Here is a 7,919-nt window from a genome sequence, read left to right on the forward strand (position 1 = left end):
ACCTGCAGACGCCTTCATCAGCATGACAGATTACAAATATGTTGTAATGAGAGTAGCCATGCAGAGAGATGGTATTCCTGTAAACTGTACAAGTTTTGACAATGGAGAGGTTGAAGACTACACGGTAAGAATATCTAAACAAGTTATTCCTAATCCGGTAGATCAGACACAGGTTCTTATTTATCCTAATCCTGTACGATCTGTATTGAATATTAAAAATATCAGTGCAAGAGCTAACTACAAACTTTACAATTCAGTAGGACAACTAGTATCAAGTGGGATTATTTTAAATAACAAAATTGATGTAAGCAAGCTGATCCAAGGAGTATATGTTATAGATATTGAAGACGGTCAGATCAGTGTTCAAAAGAAATTTATCAAAGAATAACTAAAGATTAGTTTGTTAGTTGTAAATATCATTTACTTTATTTGAGCTGTTGATTAAATAATCAACAGCTCTTTTATTAATTTTCCATAAAAAAGCCTTTACTCTGTTTAGTAAAGGCTTTTTTTATTGATTATATACCTTAATTAATATTCCAATTCTAATTTTTCTTTGGTATAATTTCTTATTTTTTCTGTAAGCTCAGGATTATTAGCCAGTTTTTGCCCATAAGAAGGAATGATTTGTAATAATTTTTCCCTCCATTCTCCTTTCATTTTATCAGGGAAACATTTTTCCAATACATCCAGCATTGCATATACTGCAGTAGATGCTCCCGGAGACGCTCCTAATAAGGATGCAATAGTTCCTTTTTTATTAACAACGACTTCGGTTCCGAATTCCAGCTTTCCACCGTCTTTTTCATCTTTTTTGATAACCTGAACTCTCTGTCCGGCTACTTTAAGCTCCCAATCTTCTTCTTTCGCATCTTTGATAAATTCTCTCAAATGCTGCATTCTTTGAGATTTGGTCATTGCCACCTGTTGAATCAGGTATTTGGTTAGCGGAATATTATGCCACCACGCACCAAATAAAGATCTGATATTTTTGGTATTGATACTTTCCGGTAAATCCAGATAGCTGCCTTCTTTTAAGAATTTTGTAGAAAAACCGGCAAATGGTCCGAAAAGCAATGCTTTTTCCCCATCAATAACCCTTAAATCCAAGTGAGGAACAGACATAGGTGGAGCATCTACAGTAGCTTGTGTATACACTTTCGCCTGATGTTTTGCTACCAGTTCCTGATTGTGAGTTACCAGCCACTGTCCTGAAACCGGGAATCCACCATACCCTTCACTTTCTTTAATATCAGAACTTTCCAGTAAAGGAAGAGCATATCCTCCGGCTCCGATAAATACGAAATCAGCGACAATCTCCTGTTTATGCCTGTTAATTCTGTCTTTTACTTCTATCTCCCATTTTCCATTTTCTTTAGGGTCGATATCTTTCACTTCATGATAAAGGAAAATTTCCACACTAGAATCTTCAATTAAATGTCTAGCCATTTTTCTTGTCAAACTTCCGAAATTAACATCGGTTCCTAAATCCATTTTCGTAGCTGCCATAACCTCAGATTCATTCCTTTTACTCATCACTAAAGGAATCCATTCATTTAACTTCTCATGATCGGTAGAAAACTGCATCTGAGAGAATAAAACGGACTGCGTCATTTTTGCATGTCTTTTCTTTAAAAATTCAGCATCTTTCTCACCAAATACAAGGCTCATATGCGGACAGGAATTAATAAATTCCTTTGGACTATTCAGATACCCTTTGGTTATCAGATAAGACCAAAACTGTTTGGAAACTTCAAATTGTTCGGCAATGCTTTCTGCTTTCGAAATATCTATACTTCCATCTGCTTTTTCAGGGGTATAATTAAGTTCACAAAATGCTGAATGTCCCGTACCTGCATTATTCCATGCAGCTGTACTTTCTTTGGCAAAACGGCCAAGCCTTTCAAAAATGGCAATTTCAAGATTGGGATCAAATTCGTGAAGAAGGGTGGCCAGAGTCGCGCTCATAATTCCACCACCTATTAAAACAACATCATATTTAGGTTTGGGTGTTCTTTTTGTAACCGTATGTGGCATAACATAAATTTTACCACTAATTTCGGGAAAACTTTTAAAACAGAAAACGCGTTTAACTTTTTTAACATGTTATTTAAGTATTAAATTATATAGGAAAACTCAATAAAAAACACCGGAAAAGTCTCCGGTGTTTTATTTTTTTATATGAATACCATATTAATTCAATTTTACTGTCAGCTTTTTGAATTGTTTTTCAGCATTTTTTCCTTCGTACAAGATCGCATATACCGTATCAATAATCGGTAGGCTAAGATTTTTTTCTTTTGCCGTCTTATAGATAGAATCAGCCGCATAATATCCTTCTGCTACCATATTCATAGATTGAATCGCTGATTTCACCGTATATCCTTTGCCTATAAGATTTCCTAAATTTCTGTTTCTTGAAAATAATGAATATGCTGTTACCAGCAAATCCCCCAAATAAGCACTTTCATTAACATCTCTCGGTGCTTCATAAACAGCTTCCAGGAAAACTTCCATTTCCCTGATTGCATTAGATACAAAGACTGCAGTAAAATTATCTCCATATCCCAACCCACTCGCTATTCCAGCTCCAATAGCAAAAATATTTTTTAGAATAGCACTGTACTCATTACCAAGAACATCTTTACTGGAATGAACTTTTATAAAATCAGAATTGAATATATTAACCAACTGTTCCGAAACTTCATCTTCCACTGTAGCAATAGTAAGATATGATAACCTTTCCATAGCTACTTCTTCCGCATGGCAAGGTCCGGCAATCACTGCCTGGTTCCGGAATCCGATTTTAAATTCATCTCTCAGATAGTGTGCCACTACATCATTCACCTTGGGAATAATTCCTTTAATAGCTGAAACGAAAATCTTATCCTTATAATCACAGGTCATTTTATCAAGCGTATCCGAAAGATAAATAGACGGAGTTGCCAGTACAATGATATCACAAGCAGAAACCAGCTCATTAATATCCGTAGTCAATTTTAAATTTTTCAAATTGAAATTAACTGCAGTAAGATAAGAAGGATTATGACCTCTTAATTCAATAGCACCTTTTACAAACTCATTTCTTACACACCAATGCACTACTTTACAGTTTTCAACGAGCATTTTCACAATAGCAGTCGCAAAACTACCACTCCCAACAACTCCTACTGCATTCTCTTTTTTACTCTTTTTTTGATTCGAAGATTCTGAAATTGTTTTCTTTTTCGCCATAGTTCAAATGTGAACCGCAAAGATATTAAACAAAGATTTAATAAGGCTTCACAAAAGGAGAGAAAAGTCAGTTTTATAAAAAATTAACGTTTACAAACAATTAACTACACAAAACCCCGTTAAATAGTAATAAAAAATAAATTTATAATAAAGATACCCGCCAAAACCTATTTTTAATTAAATTTGTCCACTTAACCGTTTTAATACTTAAGAGATCAAAATGAAGAACTTTCTAAACAGTAAAAAGAAAGTAAAAACACTACTGGGTGTACTTTTACTTATCGTTTTTGCACAAAGCATATTCATTGCTGGATTATTTTCAAAAAAGGATGACAAGACTTATGAGGTAAATCTCGTAAAAATTAATACTGAAAAAGACAGTATTGATTATTTAAAAATGAAATCAGATCTCACTTTAGTAGATCAGGCTGTGGCTCAGCTCAATTCGTTTCTAAAATCAAAAGATATTCCAAATGAAAGACTGATCATTTTGAATAAGGACAGTATTTCCAATTCAATTTACCTTGCCAAACAGGCTAACCGATACAGCCAGTATTTAATGGATTTACAAAAAAAATTAATGCAGACTCCTCTGGGAATGCCTACAGAGGGATATATCTCCTCTAATTTCGGAATAAGAAAAAACCCTATTCCTTTTAAAACTGTATTCGCTTCAGTAAAATCCAAAACTGAATCTAAAGCCAGTATCCCCGCTACTGCTGAAGTAAAAGCGGAACCTGTAGAGAAAACTATTGAATTAACGGACAGCTACGGAAATGTAAGGGAAGTTAAGGTAATGGTTACTCCAAAACCGGCAAATTCTTCATCTACAGCTAAAACCGTATCTAATAATACTCCTCAATCTATTGAAAAAAACAATGCCCCTGCAGAAGCTGATCAAATGCAGTTTCACAAAGGGCTGGACATTGCTGTAACTTATGGTTCTGATGTAATAGCAACCGCTGCAGGAACAGTTATATTTTCAGGGCAGAAAGGCGGCTATGGAAATTGTGTAATTATTTCTCATGGCAATGGGCTAGCAACTTTATATGGACATTTATCCGAACTTGTTGTAAAAGCCAATGATAAAGTAAAAGTAGGGCAAGTAATTGCCAAATCAGGAAATTCCGGAAGATCGACAGGACCTCACCTTCATTACGAAGTACATAAAAATAATACACCTGTTAATCCTAAATTATTTATGAATCTGTAAAAAAGTAAAACCTGTCTCAATCATCTTGAAGACAGGTTTTTAATATATAGGTAAAATGTTCTTTATCAGCTATGAATCATTCTATTTACTGAATTGTAATAGTTCCTTTTAAATGAGAGAATGAACCATCTTTGCCTGAAATATTAGTATATACTATATTTTTGTTATAATCCTGAATATGGGTTACATTAGCTCCTATATGTGGTTCATGCCAATAGACCATGAATACATTCTTAGCTACTTCTACCGCGGTATACTCTACCGTATCAGTCACTCCCTTGGCACTTCCGTCAAGTCCCACGAAAGACATTGTTTTATTATCTTTAAAATCCAGTCTGAACTTCAATCCTTTAAAATCCACCACAATTTTTTTTCCGATAGGAGGATAAGGAGATTTAAGATCCCAGGCCATTTCACCGGTATACACTTTTGCTCCCATTCCCAGTTCATCTTTTCCCGGCAGATCAGGATATTGTTTTAGCATATAATTTACAATTCCTTCAGAAGTTTTATTTTCTGTAACTGCTTTTCTGTAATTTTCAAGATATGTTTTCACAAAATCCAGAGAAGCAGGTGACAAAGTTTGCTGAACATAATGAGAAGGGATTACCTGCTGAGGATTTAATGCTTTCATTGCATCAAGCTGACCTATCCATTGATCAATTGCTTTTAGATTTTGAGTATCTGCCATCCAAAGATGTGAATCTACAGAAATAGAGATTCCGCCTAATATAGTTTTTAAAGAAGGAATCCAGATAAAACTATGTGCAGGATCACCAGGATTTTGCTTCAATTCAATTTTATTTCCTTCCAGATCCGGAATAGAATTTACGGCCTGAGGGATGATAATTTCTGAAGGAGCATCTCCTTTTAACTGGGGCCCCCAGACTGCCATTTTATCATCTTTAGATGCAGAGATCAAATAAGCGGTTTGTGCTGTAGATATGATTTTCACATTTGGAAATGCCTTTTTAATAACATCTAATCCAAAATAGTAATCAGGATCACTATGCGAAATAAAAACTGTCGTAAGTTTTTTTCCGGTTGCTTTAATCTCTTTCACCAACTGCTCTGCAAATTGTTTCTGAAACTGTGCGTCGATAAGCATTGCTTCTTTATCTCCATATACAATTGTTGATGTGACTGGAAATATAGCTTTAGTTCCGGGATTATATACTTTTAATTTCAAATTTCCGGCAAATAATGCAGCCATATTGCTGAATAAGCCTATGATTAAAAATAATTTTTTAAATATCATCATTGTGTGTTTTAATAAGCTGCCGTAAAACGAGCTTTAATATGATTGTTCTGTTCAAGTTCGTCTACCAGTGCTACCGCTGCATCTTCTACAGAAAGTACACTTCTTCCATTTTCATCGAAAACAGGTGTTTCCAGTGAAGTTCTGTATTTTCCTACTCTCACTCCCGCTGTTCCCTGATGCATTTCAATAGCAGGGCTGAAATAAGTCCAGTCTAATACCTTATTGTTTTTAATCTCATTCAAATAATCTCTTGCTGCTGTCGCTCCAGGTTTAATTTCTGCCGGAAAATCGGGAGAGTCTACTAACTGAGTATTATCCGGAGTATATAAACTTCCTGCTCCTCCTACAACGATTAATCTTTTTACTCCTGACTTTTCAACTGCTTTTTCTATATTTTCAGCTCCCGTAATAAAATCGTTATATAAATTTGGATTGGTCCATCCTGCATTAAATGCACTTATAACGGCATCATTTCCTTTTAAACTTTCTGCTAGCTCATCTACATTGTTTACATCTAAACTTTTAGCAATTACTTTATCACTTTGCTGAACTTTAGAAGCGTCTCTTACTACTGCTTCTACCTGGTAACCTCTGTCTACCAATTCTTTTACTACGTGCGAACCTACAAATCCTGTCGCACCAATTACTGCTACTTTTTTCATAATAATTTATTTAATTTAATTGTAACAAAATACATTACAATTATTGTTAAAAATTTTTAATTGAACTGATCACTGAATTTCTGAAGATTTTTATCTTCTAAAAAATCTAAAACCAATTTATCTGTATCTTCAAATAAGATATTCAAATGGTTATTAATTTCTTTTCCCACGCTACAGGAAGGATTAGGGTTCTGATTTTTCTTTCCTAATACGTCTGCATTTTTTACTGCTGCATATATTTCGGAAATAGTAATTTTCTCTGCATTTCTTGCCAATTGACTTCCTCCTTCTTTTCCCTGTCTGCTTATAATCAAACCAGCACCTCTCAAAACCCCAATTTCTTTACGAACAATAACAGGATTGACGTTAACGCTTCCAGCTATCCAGTCAGATGTTAACCACTGATCAGGACTTTTAGCCAGTAAAATCATAATATGTATTGCCGTAGCAAATCTTGTATTGTTCATTTTTGTTGGTACAAAGATATACAAAATTTAACTGTAACAAAACTTATTACAGTTAAATTTTGTTAAAGAATTAATTTATCCAAATCCAGAAGCAGATAATTGATATTTTGATTGATAGTTCGGGTGGCAGATTGCATCTGATTAAGCATAGCAGCACGATTATGCAGATCATTAGCCCTGTAATACCCTCCATTACTAAAAATAACGGAATGATCAGCTGCATCCTGGTTATCATCAAACTGATAATGGAGCCACCTTTCTTTCATATTCTGAATAATGGAATGCTGCTCTCTGTTTGAGAACTTCTTTTCCGTATACATATACCAGATAAAAGGTGGAAAATTGGGTGATTCAAGCCTCTCGTTCCAAATATCCCTTAATAAGTTTCTTTGATGAATAAATTCCACACTTTTCCCTTTCGGATTAAGTGTGAGAAGTCCAAAGCCTGCTCCCAGCACCCCTCCACCTATATCAATAGCATTGCTCCATCCCTCATCTTTCACAATACCTCCGGCTATGGATGCACTCGCACCTGCAATAATAGAATAGAGAATCAGCTTATTATTTCTTGAATCATTAAGGTTATCAACATAACTTCCTATCTGAGCAACCCTTTCCCCTTCACAATCAAATTCAGCAGCTACAGCATCAAGCTCAGTCAAAGCAATGGTTATTTTACTGTTGATCTTACTCTTAAGCTGTAAAACCTTTACCTGTGCGGCTACGGAAGAATCTTTCTTTAGCATCATGATCTGATCCACTTCATCAAGGTTTCCAAGTGCATTGAGAATCAATATACTCTGATCAGAGAAAAAACTGCTCAATTGTTTATTTGCGATTAAAATAGAATCTGAATTATAGGAGGGTAATTCATTGGTATAATTATATTTAAAGGGGGCCTTACAATAACTATCCCTTAGTGTAAGAATATTTTGTTTGATCAGTTGATTCTTTTTAGAAACACAGGAACATAACAATCCCCAGAGAATTAAGAGGTAAAATATTTTTTTCATTTGTAGTTTATTAGTCTTTGTTCAAAGAAATAAAATATAAAATTAATTAATCCTACCTCAATTTTATTA

At 34.5% G+C, this 7,919-nt stretch carries 8 protein-coding genes; 2 read left to right on the forward strand and 6 right to left on the reverse strand.

The genetic code is table 11. The features are described 5' to 3' along the window. Window positions 1–388: T9SS type A sorting domain-containing protein (locus Q0A18_RS11170; protein ID WP_292010232.1), on the forward strand; the 388-nt coding region annotated here is incomplete at its 5' end. Window positions 389–531: 143 nt separating this feature from the next. Here Q0A18_RS11170 and mqo read toward each other — a convergent pair. Both mqo and Q0A18_RS11180 read right to left on the reverse strand, forming a co-directional pair. Continuing rightward, entirely contained in the window at window positions 532–2,037 is a 1,506-nt protein-coding gene (gene mqo, locus Q0A18_RS11175) for a malate dehydrogenase (quinone) (protein WP_292010233.1), read from the reverse strand. Window positions 2,038–2,193: 156 nt separating this feature from the next. Further along, window positions 2,194–3,234: an NAD(P)H-dependent glycerol-3-phosphate dehydrogenase gene (locus tag Q0A18_RS11180; protein WP_292010234.1), complete on the reverse strand. Its 1,041-nt coding sequence runs from the start codon at window positions 3,232–3,234 to the stop codon at window positions 2,194–2,196. Window positions 3,235–3,454: 220 nt separating this feature from the next. Between Q0A18_RS11180 and Q0A18_RS11185 the strand changes: the two genes are divergently transcribed. Next, window positions 3,455–4,447, forward strand: a complete 993-nt coding sequence (locus tag Q0A18_RS11185; protein ID WP_292010235.1) for a M23 family metallopeptidase — start codon at window positions 3,455–3,457, stop codon at window positions 4,445–4,447. A gap of 85 nt (window positions 4,448–4,532) precedes the next feature. Here the strand turns inward: Q0A18_RS11185 and Q0A18_RS11190 are convergent, their stop codons facing one another. The 4 genes from Q0A18_RS11190 to Q0A18_RS11205 all read right to left on the reverse strand — a co-directional run bounded on the left by Q0A18_RS11190 (window position 4,533) and on the right by Q0A18_RS11205 (window position 7,850). Further along, complete coding sequence (locus Q0A18_RS11190) at window positions 4,533–5,708, reverse strand: MBL fold metallo-hydrolase (RefSeq protein WP_292010236.1); 1,176 nt, start codon at window positions 5,706–5,708, stop codon at window positions 4,533–4,535. Window positions 5,709–5,716: 8 nt separating this feature from the next. Then, window positions 5,717–6,370 carry an NAD(P)H-binding protein gene (locus tag Q0A18_RS11195; protein WP_292010237.1) on the reverse strand — a complete coding sequence of 218 codons (654 nt, stop codon included), beginning with the start codon at window positions 6,368–6,370 and terminating at the stop codon, window positions 5,717–5,719. Between the two features lie 56 nt (window positions 6,371–6,426). Beyond that, entirely contained in the window at window positions 6,427–6,837 is a 411-nt protein-coding gene (locus tag Q0A18_RS11200; RefSeq protein WP_292010238.1) for an Rrf2 family transcriptional regulator, read from the reverse strand. Window positions 6,838–6,899: 62 nt separating this feature from the next. Further along, window positions 6,900–7,850: a hypothetical protein gene (locus tag Q0A18_RS11205; RefSeq protein ID WP_292010239.1), complete on the reverse strand. Its 951-nt coding sequence runs from the start codon at window positions 7,848–7,850 to the stop codon at window positions 6,900–6,902. Window positions 7,851–7,919 lie beyond the last annotated feature (69 nt).

The organism is Chryseobacterium sp. (assembly GCF_022712095.1).
Classification (GTDB): Bacteria; Bacteroidota; Bacteroidia; order Flavobacteriales; family Weeksellaceae; genus Chryseobacterium.